Source organism: Brevibacillus sp. NPDC058079, from assembly GCF_042885155.1.
Taxonomy (GTDB): Bacteria; Bacillota; Bacilli; order Brevibacillales; family Brevibacillaceae; genus Brevibacillus.
Genome location: NZ_JBHVSO010000014.1, coordinates 1 through 18,279 on the forward strand (window position 1 = coordinate 1; position 18,279 = coordinate 18,279).

Sequence of the window (18,279 nt, forward strand, 5' to 3'; positions counted from 1 at the left end):
AACAAACCTTCAATGTTCCTCGGTAGCTCAGTTGGTAGAGCAATCGGCTGTTAACCGATCGGTCGGCGGTTCGAGTCCGTCCCGAGGAGCCATATATACGGAGAGTTACCCAAGAGGCCGAAGGGGACGGTTTGCTAAACCGTTAGTATGCGCAAGCGTAGCGAGGGTTCGAATCCCTCACTCTCCGCCATATGTTTTAATCTCATAGCTTCATGGCGGTGTAGCTCAGCTGGTTAGAGCGTTCGGTTCATACCCGAAAGGTCGGGGGTTCGATTCCCTCCGCCGCTACCATATTAGTTGCGGTCGTGGTGGAATTGGCAGACACACCATCTTGAGGGGGTGGCGGGGCGACCCGTGCGAGTTCGAGTCTCGCCGACCGCACCATACTTCATAATCTTGGCCCGTTGGTGAAGCGGTTTAACACAGCAGCCTTTCACGCTGTCATACAGGGGTTCGAATCCCCTACGGGTCACCTAGCAAAATGCCCTGCAATAGCAGGGATTCCTGGAGGCTTAGCTCAGCTGGGAGAGCATCTGCCTTACAAGCAGAGGGTCGGCGGTTCGATCCCGTCAGCCTCCACCACTTATTTAATAAGGCAAAGAAGATCAGTCAGCACTGACAATTGATCGTCCTAATCGTCGCGGGATGGAGCAGCTCGGTAGCTCGTCGGGCTCATAACCCGAAGGTCGCAGGTTCAAATCCTGCTCCCGCAACCAAATATGGAGCTGTGGTGAAGTTGGAGTTCACGCCGGTCTGTCACACCGGAGGTCGCGGGTTCGAGTCCCGTCAGCTCCGCCATTTTTCTTAAAGAATGGCGAAGATCAATCATAAATGGCTCGGTAGCTCAGTCGGTAGAGCAGAGGACTGAAAATCCTCGTGTCGGCGGTTCGATTCCGTCCCGAGCCACCACTAATTAAATTAAACAGCGCCGGTATAGCTCAATTGGTAGAGCACCTGACTTGTAATCAGGGGGTTGTGGGTTCAAGTCCTATTGCCGGCACCACCATTGGGGTATAGCCAAGCGGTAAGGCAACGGACTTTGACTCCGTCATTCCTAGGTTCAAATCCTAGTACCCCAGCCATTTGCGAGCCATTAGCTCAGTTGGTAGAGCATCTGACTTTTAATCAGAGGGTCGAAGGTTCGAGTCCTTCATGGCTCACCAGTTTTTTTGCTGAATAAGCAAAGCTGCGTGATAGTAATAGTAATGCCTTTTCTGTTCTAAGTAAAATGCGGGTGTGGCGGAATGGCAGACGCACCAGATTTAGGTTCTGGCGGGCAACCGTGGGGGTTCAAGTCCCTTCACCCGCACCATACTATGACAGAAAGCTTTGAGCTCAGTATAAACCACATAAAATGTAACATGCGGACGTAGCTCAATTGGTAGAGCGTCGCCTTGCCAAGGCGAAGGTCGAGGGTTCGAGACCCTTCGTCCGCTCCATTTATTTGTGCCCTTAGCTCAGCTGGATAGAGCGTTTGACTACGAATCAAAAGGTCGGGAGTTCGAATCTCTCAGGGCACGCCATATTTCATATGAAATCGAAGAGTAGGAATAGATCCTACTCTTTTTTTTATAATAACTTGTGTATTTTTGCAAATTTTAAGTATTTTTTCCTTGTATCTCCTATTTGCATCCATTACTTTAGAATTACGCTGAAAAGCATGGAGGAACATCTGTTACAAACCTGCGGAAGAATATCATGGAACAGGAGTTGTATCAACATGAACCCTATCAAATTGGAACAAGTAAATCCTGCAATAGCCAGTTTAATCGATAATATAGAAAAAGTATTGATTGGTAAACGCTCTGTAATTGAGATGATGGTAGCGGCTGTTCTAGCGAATGGACACGTTTTGCTCGAAGATGTACCAGGCGTTGGGAAAACCATGATGGTACGTGCATTGTCCAAATCAATCAGCGGTGAGTTTAAACGTATTCAATTTACCCCAGATTTGTTGCCAACGGATGTGACAGGGGTTGCTATCTTTAATCAAAAAAGTCTGGAGTTTGAGTTCCGTCAAGGGCCGCTTTTTGCAAATGTCATTCTTGCAGACGAAATCAACCGGACTTCGCCAAAAACACAATCCGCACTCTTGGAAGCAATGGAAGAGCGCTCGGTAACAATCGATGGTGCTACGTATCGATTGGAAGAGCCGTTTTTTGTTATGGCTACACAAAACCCATTAGAGTATGAAGGAACCTTCCCATTACCTGAAGCTCAATTGGACCGATTTTTCATGCAATTAAGCTTGGGGTATCCAACGGTAGAGGAAGAAATGCGGATGCTGTCCAGATTCTCGGCAGCGAATCCATTGGAAGAGCTTCAGCCGGTTATGACCACAGCCGAGCTTGCGGAACTTCAACGCCAGGTATCGACGATCAAGGTATCGGAAGGAATAAAAGAATACATTGTGCGTCTATGTCATCGTACGCGTGAGCATCATCATATTTATCTAGGCGTAAGCCCGCGCGGTTCTCTTGCTCTTTTCCGGGCTGTTCAGGCGTTGGCCTTCGTTCGTGGACGTGACTATGTCATTCCAGATGACGTGAAGGAACTCGTTCCATTTGTATTTGCACACCGTATGATTGTGAAACCAGAAGCAAGACTGGAAGGAGCAACCGTAAATCGGGTGTTGGCTATGATCTTGTCTGAGACCCGTGTCCCGGTAAGCTAAGGCGGTGATTGCAGATGAGACAGCAAAGGTGGGGTAGGCTCAAGGCGATTGCATTAGTCCTGATCACTTATTTATTCGCAAAATTTCAAGGTGGCTTCTCAAGCTGGTTTCTTTTCTATAGTAGTTTGGTATTTCTTCTGTATGAAATTGTCGCTTATGTACTCATGTTCACGAAACTAGAAGTCGAGCGTGAACTAGACCGCAATCGTCTACAGGATGGGGAAGATGTCATTGTAACGATACGCCTGCGCCGGAGGATTTGGTTTCCGCTGGGATGGAATATGATTATGGAGCCATTGCCGGCGAGGCTGGCTGGCGTGTATGAGCCGCATCGACAACTGATTTTCCCATGGTTCAAGAGGGAAGTCGAATTTCGTTATGTCATCCCCAATGTACCGCGGGGATATTATCGTCTCGATGAATGTGTAGTGAGCGGCGGGGATTTTTTTGGATTTTTTGAGCGCCGCAAGGTTTATACGATTTCTCAGGAGTTTCTCGTTTATCCAAAATACAAAGAATTGACCCATTGGGCTCTGGGGGATGGGAGCTTCAGTGGGACTGTGCATGTTTCCCATCGACGGTCTGATGACGTAGCAGCAGTACGCGGCGTAAGAGACTATCATCGGGGCGATCGGTTGAGCCAAATTCATTGGCGAGCTTCCGCACGGGGGACGGGTCTGAAGACGAAAGAGTTTGAGCATCAGGCGATGAATCAGGCGGTCTTTTTCCTTGATGTGGAGAAGGCGAGCTACCAAGGGAAGCCTGTGCACTTGTTCGAAACAGCAGTGAAGCTGGCTGCGAGTCTGATCGCTTACGCCAATCGGAATCAATATCATTATGGGCTCGTATACAAGCAAGCAGAACGCATATCGATACCACCAGGTCTGTCCCATGCCCATTTCCTCAGAGTTTTTGATCAATTAGCTCGTGTCGCGCCAGAAGGACAAGAGTTATTTGCAAGAATTGTGGGAAGAGAAGCATTGGAGCAGCCTCAAGGTGTTACTTTGATTATTATTACACCGCATGTAGAAAAAACGTTGATCAGTCGTTTGGTCACACTTGCTCAAAAAGGCAGACGGGTGCAGTTGTTTCTCATGCAGAACGAGTCAACGATTTCGCATGAACAAAAACAAGCGTTGCAGCTGCTTGGCGCAAACAAAGTAACATGTACGTCTATTCACATGGATGATCAAGAGTGGAAACGGATTGGAGGTGCATAGACTCATGAGCGTTTGGAAGCGTCCAACGATTTGGGAATGGGTCTTGGCCCTTTTTCTGTTCCTGATGTTAAGAGAGTGGCTCATTCCTCTACAGACATTAACCGATACGGGCGTTCTGTGGCCGTTTTATGCGATTGTGGCTGGAGTCATTATCATTGACCTGTTGATCCCTTATCGGTGGCTAACCTTACCGATCAAGGCTCTGGGGCTAATGGTGCTATTGCATGCTACTTTGTTTGACAAACCGTTTTTTGATTCGGAATGGATTGGCGAATTGTACGGGCAGATGATTCACGATCTTCCGTTAGCGTTTCAACAGGATTGGGCCAGCATGTCGATCTTGTCGCGGAATACCTTGTTTGATCTCGTGTTGGTGTTGTTAGCGACGATGTTAACGTATCTCGTGCTGGAACAACGGCAAGGCTTATGGTTTGTCTTTTTGACGGAACTGTATTTGGCTGTGTTGGATACGTTTCTCCCGTATGATGCCAGTGCAGGGGTTGTACGGACGCTGATCATTGGTTTCCTGATGCTGGCCATTAGCCATCTGATGAAGATGACGAACATGGCAACACTGGCAGGGAAGAGAAGCCGAATCATGCTCAACTCACTGCTGGCCTCGGTGATGGTCATTATGGCTTGTATAAGCATCGGTTATGCTGCACCGAAGTCAGGACCGTCATGGCCTGATCCGATCTCCTTTTTAACAGGGAAAGGAAACGATACCCCTGTTGGTGTGATGAAAAAAGTAGGATACGACAACAACGACGAACGGTTGGGCGGTCCTTTCCTACAAGATAACACATTAGTTTTTATTGCAAAGACGAACGAACGCAGCTATTGGCGCGGTGACTCGAAGGACGTGTATACGGGAGTTGGCTGGGAAAAAGGCGATAGAGAGTACGAGTCAATCCTGGACCCGCAAACTTATACATGGGAGAATACGTTGTTCCAAGGGCTTGAAACGAAGAAGGTACAAGCGACATTAGATTTTAAAGGCCCGCAGCAATTCCCGACTGTCTTTTATCAAGGTCAGCTGAAAAAGGTGAGCAACTACGCTCCACCAGAGGCAACCGTTGTTTATGACAAAATGAATCAGCAACTGGAAGTAAGGGCAGGAAAAATCAACTTGGTCCAGCTGAGTGAGAAAAACGATCGGCCAGAGTACGGCCCCAATCCCCTTTTGCTCAAACTGAATCAATACAAGGTCGAGACAGAAGTACCGATTGTCAGTGAAAAGGCCGTGACGAATGCGGGGACGAACTATCCGGATGATATCAAAGAGCGCTATTTGCAAGTGCCAGCCTCGGTCCCTCCGCGAGTAAGAGAGCTCGCTGCAACAATTACCAAGGATGCCAAGACTCCTTATGACAAAGTGAGAGCGATCGAGAATTACTTGCGAGCAAGTGGAAAATATAAGTATGAAACGAAAGACGTTCCAGTCGCTGCAGAAGGCCAGGATTTTGTCGATCACTTCTTGTTTGACAGCCTTCGAGGGTACTGCGATCATTTCTCCACTTCGATGGCGGTTATGCTTCGTACCCTGGATATCCCAACACGTTGGGTCAAGGGCTTTGCTCCAGGTGAACGAGTGGGAACGGATGCGTTTAACTACGAGACTGTAGAAGTGCGCAACAAGGATGCTCACTCGTGGGTAGAGGTATACTTCCCAGGGGTTGGTTGGGTTCCTTTTGAAGCGACGAGTACATTCATGTCGCCTGTTCGTTTTAATTATGATCTGGTCACCTCACAGCCGCAGATCCCCATCCCATTGCCAAACATGGAGAATCAAACGAACATCGATCGTGGAGATGGACGTTTCAATGAGCTGGAAGAGGGCGACAGCCCGGCAGGCAGCTGGATTAAAATTCCTTGGCAAGTAAATGTGGGATTGGCTGTAGCCGCTATCGTAGCAGGAATTATTGCGTGGCGCCGCAGACAAGACATCCAGCTATGGTGGATGCGCAGGCAACTGAATCAAGAGCGAAGCAGTGAGTTCCCGGATCGGTACCATCTGCTGATGCGAATGATGGAGCGAGTCTACACGCGCAGACAGCCAGGAGAAACGTTGCGGGAGTACGTGGGCAGGATGACCTTGCCGGCAGACAAGCGACAAGACCTGCGCTATTTGACGGAGCTGTACGAACGTACCGTGTATGGCTACAAACAAATGGAACAAAAGGCGAGAACAATAGCAGAGCAAATACTCGAACGCTTAATCCGTCAATTGAAACCTTGAACAATGCCGTTCCATCTGCTAGAATGACGATCAATGAGACTCGTATAATGATCAGGAATAGGGCCTGAAAGTTTCTACCGCTAGACCGTAAATTTGGCGACTACGAGGAGAGCACATCGGATTTTTGTACATGCAAACCGCACATGTGTACACAAGCTGGGACGTTGCCTCCGTATTGATTATCGGAGATAGCAGTCCCGGCTTTTTTGCAAATATGCGACAACTTCGCATGGCATGCCGACACTTGCACGTCCTGTATGTTACAGGAGAAGGGGGATATGATGGACAAGTCAATGGAAATGGTCGTCGTACTCGATTTCGGAGGCCAGTACAATCAGTTGATCGCGCGCCGTGTACGCGATCTGGGTGTTTATAGTGAACTGATACCGTTCAATACACCTGTTGAAAAGATTAAAGAGATAAATCCAAAAGGGATTATTTTCTCTGGCGGACCTGCTAGCGTGTATGAAGAGGGAGCACCAACTGTAGACCCTGCGATTTTTGACCTGGGCTTGCCTGTATTGGGTATTTGCTACGGTATGCAGTTGATGAGCCATTTGACGGGCGGAAAAGTAGAACGCGCGGGTAAACGTGAGTACGGAAAAGCTGAATTGCGTATGCAGCAAAAACACAGCTTGTACGACAAATGGGATACGAACGAAATCGTGTGGATGAGCCACTCTGACAAAGTAGTGGAGCTCCCAACCGGATTTGTCATTGATGCGGTAAGCGACAGCTGCCCGGTAGCTGCGATCAGCAACCCTGAGCGCCAGCTGTACGGCGTACAGTTCCATCCAGAAGTAGTTCATACCCAAAAAGGTACTGAGTTCATCGGAAACTTCCTGTTCAACATTTGTGGATGTGAAGCGACTTGGAGCATGACGACGTTCATCGAGGACGAGCTGGTTCGCATTCGTGAAACAGTTGGCAACAAGCAAGTACTGTGTGCGTTGAGCGGCGGTGTGGATTCTTCCGTAGTAGCAGCGCTGATTCACAGAGCGATTGGCGATCAATTGACGTGCATGTTCGTAGACCACGGCCTTCTGCGCCAAGGGGAAGCAGAAGGGGTAATGGAGACATTCTCTGAGAAATTCTCCATGAAAGTGATCAAGATCGATGCTCGCGAGCGTTTCATGAGCAAGCTCAAAGGTGTATCTGACCCAGAGCAAAAGCGCAAAATCATCGGTAACGAGTTCATTTATGTATTCGATGAAGAGGCTGCGAAGCTGACAGATATGGACTTCCTGGCACAAGGTACGCTGTACACCGATATCGTGGAGAGTGGAACAGCAACTGCACAAACGATCAAATCGCACCACAACGTAGGTGGTTTGCCAGAAGACATGAAGTTCACGTTGATCGAACCATTGAAAACCTTGTTCAAAGACGAAGTACGCAAACTGGGTACAGAGCTGGGCTTGCCAGATGAGATTGTTTGGCGTCAGCCATTCCCAGGACCAGGCCTCGGCATTCGTGTTTTGGGTGAAGTGACAGAAGAAAAACTGAAGATCGTTCGTGAATCCGATGCGATCTTGCGTGAGGAGATTGCCAAGGCAGGTCTTGATCGGGAAATCTGGCAGTACTTCACGGCATTGCCAAACATGACGACCGTAGGTGTAATGGGAGATGTTCGTACGTATTCTTACACAGTAGGGATCCGTGCGGTAACGTCCATTGATGGTATGACCGCTGACTGGGCGCGCATTCCGTGGGATGTATTGGAGAAAATCTCTGTGCGTATCGTAAATGAAGTAGACAATGTAAACCGCATTGTATATGATGTAACGTCCAAACCACCAGCAACAATTGAGTGGGAATAGGAACAAAAAATGACTCTCTTTTATTTGCGTGATTTGCGAATAAAAGAGAGTTTTTTTATGACCAGTTATCTCGTTCCATACATCATGAGAAGCTCTCCATTTTCTTTTGCAAGAGCAATATAAATGACTCCGCCTAGCCATCCAGGAGGAAGAGTTCCTTCGATAATCCAAGCTTCTGCAATAGGGTTATAACTGATAGCAAAGGGAGTTTCCTCTAAAAACTGAGAATAGTGCTCCGCTAAATAGGAGAAGATTGCCGTGGCAGCTGCATGTTCATCTGTAAGCTCACCAAAAGAAATTTCATCTCCAAACCGATCTTGCTGGAGAAGAGCGTCGCGATCGGCGAAGTAGAGTTCAAACCTCCCAAATAAATTCTCATCATACAAATCACGTTCTACAAAGCCATATTCGATGAGCTTTTCCTTTTGATGAACGTTGCGCTTGCTCTTTTTCTTATCGTCGACCCGAACGGTGATTCGATTGACTCGAAGCCGGTCACGTTCTCGCTCCTGCTCCGCTATTATTTGTTCCCAAGCATCCATAAAGCTCATTTTGGATCTCCTCCATCTCGTTATGAAGTATAACACAGCCCTTCTTAGTAAATATCCGGATATTAAACTCTTTCCAAAAATGAATGTTCGTATTTTCGTTGACATTCCCTATGTCACCTGATACACTTCTCAATGTGAGCAGGTAATATAGGAAGGTTCGTATATTCTTGAGAATATGGCTCGAGAGTTTCTAGATGGTCGCCGTTAACGACCTGGCTACGAACAAAATGTCATCGGGATCTGATTTTGTTATTATATTTGGAATTATTCCCGGAGTGTTTTGTTTGAAGGCCAGGCGCATGATAAGAGCGTCCGGGCCTTTTTTTGTGAAAAACGTCGATACGTTTTTCATTAAATAAGATGTGACCGTTTACGGTCGGCAAAATACAGTCTATCTGTTTTTTGCAACAAGATTAGTATGGGGGGACTTATAGGTGCGGAAGTATTTCGAGTTTGACAAGCTAGGCACCAATTACCGTCGCGAAATCATCGCAGGTATCACTACTTTTTTGGCAATGGCTTATATCTTGGCTGTCAATCCATTCATTCTCAGTGGTGCTGATCTACCGCCAGATTTAAAAGCAAACTATCCTGAATTTGGGGCTGTCTTTACAGCAACGGCTTTGGCTGCTGCTCTCGGTACACTGTTAATGGGTATTCTCGGACGTTTGCCGATCGGTCAAGCTCCGGGGATGGGATTGAACGCATTTTTCACTTATACCGTCGTTCTGACGATGCAAATTCCTTGGCAACAGGCTTTGGCTGGCGTATTCCTTTCTTGTACGATCTTTTTGATTCTGTCTCTGACAGGTGTTCGTGAAGCGATCATCAAAGCGATTCCACAGAGCTTGAAATACGCAGTTTCGGCAGGGATTGGACTTTTTATTGCCTTTATCGGTTTGAAAAACGCGGGTATCATCGTAGCAAATGATGCCACCTTTGTAGCGTTGGGGCATCTGACCTTCTATCACGAGGGCATGAAGCCGGAAGCAATTTTGGCAGCGAAAAATGCATTGCTTGCGGTGTTTGGTCTGATCGTGACGGTCATTCTGCTTTCTCGCAAAATCAATGCAGGTATCTTTATCGGAATGTTGATTACGGCGATTACCGGGATGTTTTTCGGACTGGTGAATCTGCCTGAGCAAATCGTTTCTGCACCACCGAGCCTTGCTCCTACATTCGGTGCTGCGTTCCAATATCTCGGTGATCCATCCGCTTTGTTCACCATGAACATGCTGATTGTTGTGTTGACATTCTTGTTTGTAGACTTTTTCGATGCGACGGGTACGCTCTTGGGTGTAGCAAACCAAGCGGGATTGCTTCGCGAAGACGGCAATTTGCCACGTCCAGGAAAAGCACTCGCTTCTGATGCGATTGCAGGTATGGCAGGTGCGGTACTCGGTACATCTACCACTACGGCTTATGTTGAGTCGACAGCAGGGGTAGCGGCAGGCGGACGCTCCGGATTTACAGCAGTTGTCACAGGGAGTATGTTCCTGTTGGCGTTGTTCTTCTCGCCGATTCTCGCAATTGTGACTCCAGCGGTTACGGCACCAGCACTTATTATCGTCGGTGTTCTGATGGCTTCTCATATTGCAAAAGTAGCTTGGGATGACCTGGATGAAGCGTTCCCTGCATTCCTGACGATTTTGTTGATGCCATTGACTTACAGTATTGCAACAGGTATTGCGACGGGCTTCATCGTTTATCCGGTGATGAAGGTAATGAAGGGCAAGGCTCGCGAAGTGCATCCGGCGATGTATGTGCTGTTCTTCGTCTTCCTGGCGTACTTCATCTGGTTGCGCGAATAGAATTTTTTGGGAATGAAGCTCTTCGTCTACTGGACGGGGAGCTTTTTTTGCGCTATGATAGGAAAAATCTTTTTTCATGGAAGGATGGACCGATTCTCATGACAGGTCTAAACATGTTCCTTCAACAGCATCACCACACGTAGAGCGTTTGTATCTTCGGAAATTTTTCCGCAGGTGCAAGCGCTTCTTGTGCTTCGTGCCTGCGGTGGTGTATTTAGGAAGCCATGCGGGCAGAAAGTTGCCTTGCATGGCTTTTTTGGTTTTCTCTATCTGAAAAAAGAAAGGGTGTTACTCATGGAAAACGAAGTATTAAAAACGGTAAAAGGCACAAAAGATTTCATGCCGCAGGAGCAAATGCAACGAAACTGGATACGACGGACGCTCGAAGCAGTATTCGAGACATATGGCTGCAAACCGTTGGAGACGCCTATGCTGCAGCACTACGAATTGCTGGCATCCAAGTACGGAGGCGGGGATGAAATCTTGAAGGAAGTGTATCGCTTGAGCGATCAAGGAGATAGAGAGCTTGGACTGCGCTATGATTTGACTGTACCGTTGACGAAGGTAGTGGGCATGAATCCTGAGATGCGGATGCCGTTCAAGCGGTATGAGATCGGAAAAGTATTTCGGGACGGTCCAGTAAAAACCGGGCGTTTGCGCGAATTTATTCAATGCGATGTCGATATCGTGGGAACAACATCGGTGCTGGCTGAAGCAGAATTGCTCAGTATGGCGTTTGAGGCATTCAAGCGGCTGGGGCTAGACGTGTACATTGAGGTCAACAATCGCAAGCTGTTATCTGGGGTGCTTCAGGAGCTGGGAGTTCCCGTAGAGCGGGCCGGGGATGTCATGCTGTCGCTGGATAAGCTCGAGAAAATCGGCGTGGACGGAGTGCGTGATGATTTGCGGGAGCGAAACGTCGAGGAGCCACTCGTTTTAGCGATTACGTCTTTCCTGCAAGAAGGTGTGATTACCCTGGATCTGTTGGCAGAGCGTTTTACATCCCAGCTAGTTCAGGAAGGGATTCGGGAGCTGCGTGATATGCTTGCCTATGTAAAAGGAGCGGGTGTGGGTGGAGAGATTCGTTTCTCGCCATTTTTGGCAAGAGGGTTAGGGATCTACACAGGGATTGTGTATGAGATCTTTTTGCAGGATGGAAGTATGACGTCCAGTATCGGTAGTGGGGGACGTTACGATCAGATTATCGGTCGGCTTTTGGATGATGGAAGAGAGTATCCCGCTGTAGGGATTTCGTTTGGCTTGGATGTCATTCTGGCAGCGTTGGCAAATCGCAGTACGGAAGAGCAGAAACCTGCTGATGTACTCGTCATTCCCCTCGGGACAGAAGCATCTAGTCTTGGCCTGGCCAATCGCTTGCGCGAGAGCGGCATCAGAGTCGAGCTGGAACTGACAGGTAGACGACTAAAAAAAGCACTCGATTATGCAAACAAAGAAGGCTTTGCTTTTGCCTTGATCTATGGGGAAAACGAAGTGAACAGTGGGCAGGTCGTCGTTCGAGATATGCGAGAGGGAACGGAACAATCGGTTCCTTTGGAGTTGGTTGAAAAGTGGCTGTCCGATAAGCTATCAGGGTAAAGAGGAAAGATAGTCTTTTTCTTCCATTTTTTGTACAGTAGAGAAAAGGGGGAGATGGCGTGAAGAAATGGGTCTCAATGGTTGGTTGTAGCTTATTGTTTTTGACGTGGATGTTGCCTGTAAATGCTGAGGAGGGTACTGCGCTTACGCGTAAACCACTCTATCAGGCTGATGTGCGAATTGATCCAATCAAGAAAGAAGTAGCAGGAACCGTAATGATTACCTTTTGGCCAAAAGACCCTACTCGTGCCTATCTCCATCTTTACCCGAACGTATTTACAGAAGAGCATCAAGGCATGCTATGGGAGGAACTTTTAGGCAATGGCCCAACGCTTGGCTCATACACTAATAAAAAGCTCTTGGTCGATGGAGTAGCGGTTGTCGGCAAACAGACAAAAGACCTGAACATCCTCGAAGTGCCTCTAGAAGGAGAGGCGGGCCCACGAAAGATTGTGTTGGAGTTCGAGATGACTCTTCCGCGAAACGACGGCAGGATGTCGTATGATGACCAATCGATCTGGCTGGGGAACTGGCTACCGGTTCTTGCGGTGTACGATAAGGAAGGCTGGCATCTCGATCCATACGAGCCTGTCGGTGATCCATTTTACAGTGAGAACGCAGATTATGAAGTGAACGTGACGCTACCAAAAGACTATCAATTGGCGAGCACAGCGCCAGAGAGGGCTGCGAAGCAGGTTTCTGCTCGTGAGGGAGAAAAGACGATACAGCTAGGTGCAGAAAATGTGAGGGATTTTGCCCTAGTCGTTATGGATGCCTCCTATCAGCGAATGGAAACAAAAGTGGGCGAAACAGTCGTCCGAACATGGTGGCGGAAAACAGATGATCCGGCAACTGCTGAGCAGATTCATGAAGCAGCAGCGAAGTCTCTCGCCTATTTTCATGATCAATTGGGTGCCTATCCATATACCGAATACGATGTGGTAAGGACTGGCGGTGCGATTAATGGAATGGAGTATCCTGCATTGGTCTTTCTTGACGGACGTCATTTCTTTTCTGGGGAAGAAACAGGTATCGTCACGGTTGTCCATGAGACGGCACACCAGTGGTTTTACGGCTTGCTCGGAAATAATCAGGTAAAGGAAGCATGGCTGGATGAGGGATTCACGGAGTACGTGACGCTCTCGTATTTATCTCAGCAAGATCCGCTGTTGGGAGCAGAACGGGTGCGCAGAAGGCTGGAGCAGGGCACCTCTGTTCAATATTACGTGGCAGAGGAACAGCGTCCTTGGCAAGCACTGTCTGCATTTCCTGATAATCAGAGTTATAGCGATCTCGTCTATTCCCGTCCGTCCTCAATGCTGTGGTTATTGCAAGGAGCGTGGGGGGAAGAAAGGGTACATGACGTATTGAAGCAGTATGTTGAGAAGTACCGTTATCAGGTTGTGACTGGAAAGGAATGGGAAGCTTTTCTATCTGAGATGGCAGGAGAAGATGCGAGTGCTTTCTTGGATTATTGGTTGAAAGTAGACATGTCCCAGCAGGAACAGGCAGCAGCTTGGCTGGAGCGCCAACGTCTCAAGCATCAGAAGAAGTAATCGAAAGCAGGGGATCACGATGTGGCGGAAGCATTGGGTGGTCATCGTGGCAGTAGGAGTCGTTTTGACTGTATTCTTGACCGTCCGTCCTTGGACAGGGCAGGCTGGCTTAGACGCTCAGGAGATTGTGCCGATTAATCACAGGCAGGCTGCAGTCACTTACAAGGCTGACGTACAAATCGATATGAACAAGCACGTGGTGAAAGGCATGCTGACGGCTCGTTTTGTCCCACAAGATGACCAAGCTTTTTTTCATTTATATCCCAATGCTTTTTCTGCGAATGCTGCTCTCAGTGGAGAGAACTGGGAGCTTGTGCTGGGCAAACAGCGTGAGCCTGGTGGTATCAAGATAAGCGAGGTACGGGTGAACGGAAAAAGTGTCGACGTACAGTATGCAGGAAAGACCAAAACGCTTTTACAAGTGCCCCTTCCTGCAAGAACATCGTCTGCTGAGATGGTGGTGGATATGAATTTTCAGCTCGAGGTTCCTTATAACAATGGGCGAATGTCTTACCATGATCATGCAATGTGGCTGGGCAACTGGCTACCGATACTGGCGGTCAAGGATGCAGGAGGCTGGCGGCTCGATCCTTATTCCGCGATTGGCGATCCTTTTTACTCGGATGTGGCGAATTATCATTTGCGTGTGCAGCTATCAGAGGGGTACCAGCTTGCTACGAGTGGATTGGAGAGCGTGGCTGTCATCACCGAGACGAGACCGCAACGGCTAAAAATCTATGAGGTGGACGCATGGAACGTTCGGGATTTTGCCCTTGTCGTCATGGACGATACGTACCAGCCCATATCTGGCAAGGTCGGGGAAACCATCGTACGTACGTGGGTGCAGAAAAGTGATGACCCGCAAAACGTAGAACGAATACATGAGACTGCTAGAGAGTCTCTCGACTATTACGGAAAACAGTTCGGGGTGTATCCGTATAAGGAATACGATGTTGTCAAAACAGGCGGCTTTTTTGGTGGGATGGAATACCCGAGCCTCGTTTTTATTGCCCAGGAGTATTTTGACCGTAGCGATGTCATGGGGGAAGCGGTCGTAGCGCACGAAACGGCACATCAGTGGTTTTACGGGTTGGTCGGAAACGACGAGGTGCGAGAGGCGTGGCTGGATGAGGGACTGACGGATTATGCGACGATGGTATTTTTGCAGCAAAAGTCCCCCGCACAATCACAAGCGTATATTCAGATGCGGCTAGGCCAAGCACGTGCAGCGGAAGGATATGCGAACCAAGGAGTCACTGCGAAGTCGTCCGTGGAAGCTTTCCCAGACTGGAGGAGCTACAATGACCTCGTCTATGGGCGAGCTGGTGCCATGTGGTGGAACTTGAAAGAACAATGGGGAGTCGAACGACTGCATCAGGTGTTGCGTCAATATGTACGAGATCATCAATACAAGCAAGCAAATGGGGACCAAATCACAGCGCTATTGACTGCAGCTGCCGGGGCGGATGCCAGTCCCTATTTGGATTATTGGCTTCAGGTCGAGCTAGAGAAAGCAGAAGCGGCAAACAATTGGGTAGAAAAAGGCAAACACGAATAATTTTTGATCTATCATTTTTAAATGTTCGGAAACGAGGTTGACAGGCAAACTTTCTCCCTGCTACACTGAATATGTTGAGTGAAAACGAGTTCGAATAGCCCAGGCGATGAGAGCGGTGCGAAAAGCCGTTAGTCGGTTGGGTTTTCTTCTGATGTTACAAAACGTAGGGGGCGAATGGTTCATGCTACAGCCTTTGGTAGGAGTCATTATGGGCAGTACGTCAGACTGGGAAACGATGAAGGAAGCTTGCGCAATTTTAGACGAATTACAGGTACCGTACGAAAAGAAGGTCGTGTCTGCACACAGAACGCCAGACTTGATGTTTACGTATGCCGAGACCGCGAAAAGCCGCGGCTTGGAAGTCATTATTGCGGGTGCGGGCGGGGCAGCTCATTTGCCAGGAATGGTAGCTGCTAAGACAGAGTTGCCTGTCATTGGTGTCCCGGTGAAATCATCCAACTTGAATGGTCTCGACTCGCTTTTGTCGATTGTGCAAATGCCAGGGGGTGTGCCTGTGGCGACGGTTGCGATCGGAAAAGCTGGAGCCATCAATGCAGGGTTATTGGCTGCGCAAATTTTGGGGATCAAATATCCAGACGTACAAGAGCGGTTCGTTCAAAGACGTGATGATGTACGCAATAAGGTGCTGGAGGCTAGTGAACTCGAATGACAACCAAAGACCGTAAGCAAATCAAACCAGGATCGACCCTAGGAATACTCGGTGGAGGACAGCTTGGACGGATGATTGCTCTTGCGGGACGAGCTATGGGCTACCGCTTTGTCACAATGGACCCGACAGCAGACGCACCATGCGGCCAAACGGCTGATCGGCAAATTGTAGCCAGCTACGATGATGTAGAAGCAGCGATGCAGCTTGCCTCGGTCAGCGATGTTATCTCCTATGAATTTGAAAATGTCGATGCGCAGGTCGCTGAAGTGTTGGAGAGCCGCGCTTATGTACCGCAGGGGAGTCGTCTTTTGCGTATCACCCAGAATCGGATTCGGGAAAAGACCGCCATTCGTGAGATCGGCATCCCGGTTGCTCCGTTTTGTGTCGTGAATAGCTTGGAGGATTTGCAGGACGCCGTGCGTGAACTGGGACTGCCTGCTGTTATGAAGACGGCAACCGGTGGCTATGACGGCAAAGGGCAATGGGTATTGAGAAGCGAGGCTGAGCTGGCGGAGGCGTATGAAACGTTGTCCAAAGCAGGTACAGAGCTGATCGTGGAACAATTTGTACCATTCCAAATGGAGCTGTCTGTTATTGCTGCACGTAATCCTGCGGGAGAACTGGCTGTTTTTCCTGTGTCAGAAAATATTCATCAGGAAAACATCCTGCATTTGAGCATCGTACCCGCTCGTATTTCGGCTGAAGTAGCAGTTCGTGCGGAAGAAATTGCTCGCACGATTGTAGAAAAGCTGGATGTGGTCGGACTCATTGCCGTGGAGCTGTTTTTGACCGAAGATGGTCAGCTGTATGTCAATGAATTGGCGCCTCGACCGCATAACTCTGGGCATTTTACCATGGATGCTTGTGTGACCTCGCAGTTTGAGCAGCATGTTCGGGCGGTTTGCAATCTGCCTTTAGGATCTACAGAGTTGCTCTCGAGCGTCGTGATGGTTAATATTTTGGGAGAGCATCTACAGCCTGTCATCGATCAGATCGACAAGTTGCCGCGCACAGCCAAGCTCCATTTGTACGGAAAAGCAGAGAGCAAGGCCAAGCGAAAAATGGGGCATATCAATGTGCTCGCCCCTACTGTAGAAGAAGCGCTCACCCTGATTGATGAGCTGAAAATCTGGACGAATACATCGGAGGTATTATCATGATCGAACGTTATTCCCGACCGGAAATGCGCGCCATTTGGACGGAAGAAAACAAATTTAAAGCGTGGCTGGAAGTAGAAATTCTCGCGTGTGAAGCATGGTCCAAGCTGGGCGTCATTCCTGAGGAAGACGTGAAAAAGCTGTGGGATAAAGCTACTTTTGACATGAACAGAATCTATGAGATCGAAGAAGAGACACGCCATGATGTGGTGGCGTTTACCCGTGCGGTATCGGAAACCTTGGGCGAAGAAAAGAAGTGGGTGCATTACGGACTGACTTCTACAGATGTGGTGGATACTGCTCTGTCTTACCTGCTGCGTCAGGCGAACGAAATTTTGGAGGGTGATATCCAAGACTTCATCGAGATTTTGGCAGACAAAGCTCGTGAGCACAAGGATACAGTTTGCATGGGTAGAACACATGGCGTACATGCGGAGCCTACGACTTTTGGCTTGAAGCTGGCCCTGTGGCATGAAGAAATGAAGCGTAACCTGGCGCGTTTTCAGGCTGCGAAAAAAGAAGTGGCGTTCGGCAAAATCTCTGGCGCAGTTGGAACATATGCAAACATCGATCCGTTTGTGGAAGCATACGTGTGCGAGAAGCTGGGGCTGTCTGCAGCGCCTATCTCGACCCAAACCTTGCAGCGTGATCGCCACGCCGAGTACATGGCAACATTGGCACTGATCGCAACCTCTTTAGAGAAATTCGCAACAGAAATTCGCGGTCTGCAAAAGAGCGAAATGCGCGAGGTGGAAGAAGCATTTGCCAAAGGACAAAAGGGTTCTTCCGCAATGCCACACAAGCGCAACCCAATCGGCAGCGAAAATATTTGCGGTCTGGCTCGTGTCATCCGCGGTCACATGCTCACTTCCTATGAAAATGTTTCCCTCTGGCATGAGCGGGATATTTCCCACTCCTCTGCGGAGCGCGTGATTTTGCCAGATGCGACGCAAGCGTTGAACTACATGCTGCGCCGTTTCATGAACATCGTGAAAAACTTGACGGTATTCCCTGAGAACATGAAGCGCAATATGGATCGTACCTTTGGATTGATCTACTCGCAGCAAGTGATGCTCAAGCTGATCGAAAAAGGCATGAGCCGCGAGCAAGCCTATGATACGGTACAGCCTCGTGCGATGCAGGCGTGGGAAGAGCAACGTTCCTTCCGTGCGATCGTCGAGGAGGATGCAACGGTCAGCTCCACACTGTCCAAGGAAGAGCTGGATGAGTGCTTTGACTACCGTTACCACCTGAAGCATGTGGATACGATTTTCCAACGTCTTGGATTGATTTAAATGCAAGCGCCCTCGAATTTTTTCGGGGGCGTTTTTTCTTTTTAATGTAACTGTTGTGGGGGAGAAGCGCATTTCCAGTCTACGCTTCGGCCTACGCCCTACTGAAGGATTGACTGTCCGCTCCGGAATAAA

The 18,279-nt window shown here is 48.7% G+C and carries 12 protein-coding genes, 15 tRNA genes and 2 riboswitches; of the genes, 26 read left to right on the top strand and 1 reads right to left on the bottom strand.

Going from position 1 to position 18,279, the window contains the following annotated elements; all coding sequences use genetic code 11:
- Positions 1-16: 16 nt before the first annotated feature.
- The 19 genes from ACFVS2_RS28980 to guaA all read left to right on the top strand — a co-directional run bounded on the left by ACFVS2_RS28980 (position 17) and on the right by guaA (position 7,953).
- Positions 17-92, top strand: a tRNA-Asn gene (locus tag ACFVS2_RS28980).
- A 7-nt stretch (positions 93-99) separates the two neighbouring features.
- A tRNA-Ser gene (locus ACFVS2_RS28985) sits at positions 100-190 on the top strand.
- 24 nt (positions 191-214) lie between these two features.
- Positions 215-291, top strand: a tRNA-Met gene (locus ACFVS2_RS28990).
- A gap of 8 nt (positions 292-299) precedes the next feature.
- Positions 300-384: transfer RNA gene (locus tag ACFVS2_RS28995), tRNA-Leu, on the top strand.
- A 14-nt stretch (positions 385-398) separates the two neighbouring features.
- A tRNA-Glu gene (locus ACFVS2_RS29000) sits at positions 399-472 on the top strand.
- Positions 473-506: 34 nt separating this feature from the next.
- Positions 507-582, top strand: a tRNA-Val gene (locus ACFVS2_RS29005).
- A 57-nt stretch (positions 583-639) separates the two neighbouring features.
- Positions 640-716: transfer RNA gene (locus ACFVS2_RS29010), tRNA-Met, on the top strand.
- Positions 717-721: 5 nt separating this feature from the next.
- Positions 722-798: transfer RNA gene (locus ACFVS2_RS29015), tRNA-Asp, on the top strand.
- 35 nt (positions 799-833) lie between these two features.
- Positions 834-909: transfer RNA gene (locus ACFVS2_RS29020), tRNA-Phe, on the top strand.
- A gap of 18 nt (positions 910-927) precedes the next feature.
- A tRNA-Thr gene (locus ACFVS2_RS29025) sits at positions 928-1,003 on the top strand.
- Positions 1,004-1,007: 4 nt separating this feature from the next.
- A tRNA-Gln gene (locus ACFVS2_RS29030) sits at positions 1,008-1,082 on the top strand.
- A gap of 5 nt (positions 1,083-1,087) precedes the next feature.
- Positions 1,088-1,163, top strand: a tRNA-Lys gene (locus ACFVS2_RS29035).
- A gap of 67 nt (positions 1,164-1,230) precedes the next feature.
- Positions 1,231-1,312, top strand: a tRNA-Leu gene (locus tag ACFVS2_RS29040).
- A 51-nt stretch (positions 1,313-1,363) separates the two neighbouring features.
- Positions 1,364-1,439 (top strand) — tRNA-Gly (locus ACFVS2_RS29045).
- A gap of 7 nt (positions 1,440-1,446) precedes the next feature.
- Positions 1,447-1,523 (top strand) — tRNA-Arg (locus tag ACFVS2_RS29050).
- A 197-nt stretch (positions 1,524-1,720) separates the two neighbouring features.
- The gene (locus tag ACFVS2_RS29055) at positions 1,721-2,674 is read left to right on the top strand and encodes an AAA family ATPase (RefSeq protein ID WP_390239784.1); all 954 of its coding nucleotides are present in this window, start codon (positions 1,721-1,723) and stop codon (positions 2,672-2,674) included.
- Positions 2,675-2,688: 14 nt separating this feature from the next.
- Complete coding sequence (locus tag ACFVS2_RS29060) at positions 2,689-3,894, top strand: DUF58 domain-containing protein (protein WP_390239786.1); 1,206 nt, start codon at positions 2,689-2,691, stop codon at positions 3,892-3,894.
- Positions 3,895-3,898: 4 nt separating this feature from the next.
- On the top strand, positions 3,899-6,133 hold the full coding sequence (locus tag ACFVS2_RS29065; RefSeq protein WP_390239788.1) for a transglutaminase TgpA family protein: 2,235 nt from the start codon (positions 3,899-3,901) through the stop codon (positions 6,131-6,133).
- 20 nt (positions 6,134-6,153) lie between these two features.
- Positions 6,154-6,256, top strand: a riboswitch (purine riboswitch).
- Positions 6,257-6,414: 158 nt separating this feature from the next.
- On the top strand, positions 6,415-7,953 hold the full coding sequence (gene guaA, locus ACFVS2_RS29070; RefSeq protein ID WP_390239937.1) for a glutamine-hydrolyzing GMP synthase: 1,539 nt from the start codon (positions 6,415-6,417) through the stop codon (positions 7,951-7,953).
- Positions 7,954-8,018: 65 nt separating this feature from the next.
- Here the strand turns inward: guaA and ACFVS2_RS29075 are convergent, their stop codons facing one another.
- A complete protein-coding gene (locus tag ACFVS2_RS29075) occupies positions 8,019-8,504 on the bottom strand; it encodes an NTF2 fold immunity protein (protein WP_390239790.1) in 486 nt (161 codons plus the stop codon).
- 137 nt (positions 8,505-8,641) lie between these two features.
- Positions 8,642-8,743, top strand: a riboswitch (purine riboswitch).
- 195 nt (positions 8,744-8,938) lie between these two features.
- Between ACFVS2_RS29075 and ACFVS2_RS29080 the strand changes: the two genes are divergently transcribed.
- The 7 genes from ACFVS2_RS29080 to purB all read left to right on the top strand — a co-directional run bounded on the left by ACFVS2_RS29080 (position 8,939) and on the right by purB (position 18,147).
- On the top strand, positions 8,939-10,315 hold the full coding sequence (locus tag ACFVS2_RS29080; protein ID WP_390239792.1) for an NCS2 family permease: 1,377 nt from the start codon (positions 8,939-8,941) through the stop codon (positions 10,313-10,315).
- 294 nt (positions 10,316-10,609) lie between these two features.
- Complete coding sequence (locus ACFVS2_RS29085; protein WP_390239794.1) at positions 10,610-11,911, top strand: histidine--tRNA ligase; 1,302 nt, start codon at positions 10,610-10,612, stop codon at positions 11,909-11,911.
- Between the two features lie 59 nt (positions 11,912-11,970).
- Positions 11,971-13,467 carry a M1 family metallopeptidase gene (locus tag ACFVS2_RS29090; RefSeq protein WP_390239796.1) on the top strand — a complete coding sequence of 499 codons (1,497 nt, stop codon included), beginning with the start codon at positions 11,971-11,973 and terminating at the stop codon, positions 13,465-13,467.
- Between the two features lie 19 nt (positions 13,468-13,486).
- On the top strand, positions 13,487-15,025 hold the full coding sequence (locus ACFVS2_RS29095) for a M1 family metallopeptidase (RefSeq protein WP_390239798.1): 1,539 nt from the start codon (positions 13,487-13,489) through the stop codon (positions 15,023-15,025).
- Positions 15,026-15,206: 181 nt separating this feature from the next.
- Positions 15,207-15,695, top strand: a complete 489-nt coding sequence (purE, locus tag ACFVS2_RS29100) for a 5-(carboxyamino)imidazole ribonucleotide mutase (protein ID WP_012684280.1) — start codon at positions 15,207-15,209, stop codon at positions 15,693-15,695.
- Positions 15,692-16,855 (top strand): 5-(carboxyamino)imidazole ribonucleotide synthase, encoded by a 1,164-nt coding sequence (gene purK, locus ACFVS2_RS29105; protein WP_007730006.1) that lies wholly within the window; start codon positions 15,692-15,694, stop codon positions 16,853-16,855. The genes purE and purK overlap by 4 nt, the downstream gene beginning before the upstream one ends.
- Positions 16,852-18,147 carry an adenylosuccinate lyase gene (purB, locus tag ACFVS2_RS29110; RefSeq protein ID WP_173618414.1) on the top strand — a complete coding sequence of 432 codons (1,296 nt, stop codon included), beginning with the start codon at positions 16,852-16,854 and terminating at the stop codon, positions 18,145-18,147. The genes purK and purB overlap by 4 nt, the downstream gene beginning before the upstream one ends.
- Positions 18,148-18,279: the final 132 nt, after the last annotated feature.

What these genes read in the sequence shown, in the direction of transcription:
- ACFVS2_RS29055 (WP_390239784.1), top strand. Translation starts at nt 1,721, where the DNA reads ATGAACCCTATCAAATTGGAACAAGTAAATCCTGCAATAGCCAGTTTA.
- ACFVS2_RS29060 (WP_390239786.1), top strand. Translation starts at nt 2,689, where the DNA reads ATGAGACAGCAAAGGTGGGGTAGGCTCAAGGCGATTGCATTAGTCCTG.
- ACFVS2_RS29065 (WP_390239788.1), top strand. Translation starts at nt 3,899, where the DNA reads ATGAGCGTTTGGAAGCGTCCAACGATTTGGGAATGGGTCTTGGCCCTT.
- guaA (WP_390239937.1), top strand. Translation starts at nt 6,415, where the DNA reads ATGGACAAGTCAATGGAAATGGTCGTCGTACTCGATTTCGGAGGCCAG.
- ACFVS2_RS29075 (WP_390239790.1), bottom strand. Translation starts at nt 8,504, where the DNA reads ATGAGCTTTATGGATGCTTGGGAACAAATAATAGCGGAGCAGGAGCGA.
- ACFVS2_RS29085 (WP_390239794.1), top strand. Translation starts at nt 10,610, where the DNA reads ATGGAAAACGAAGTATTAAAAACGGTAAAAGGCACAAAAGATTTCATG.
- ACFVS2_RS29095 (WP_390239798.1), top strand. Translation starts at nt 13,487, where the DNA reads ATGTGGCGGAAGCATTGGGTGGTCATCGTGGCAGTAGGAGTCGTTTTG.
- purE (WP_012684280.1), top strand. Translation starts at nt 15,207, where the DNA reads ATGCTACAGCCTTTGGTAGGAGTCATTATGGGCAGTACGTCAGACTGG.
- purK (WP_007730006.1), top strand. Translation starts at nt 15,692, where the DNA reads ATGACAACCAAAGACCGTAAGCAAATCAAACCAGGATCGACCCTAGGA.
- purB (WP_173618414.1), top strand. Translation starts at nt 16,852, where the DNA reads ATGATCGAACGTTATTCCCGACCGGAAATGCGCGCCATTTGGACGGAA.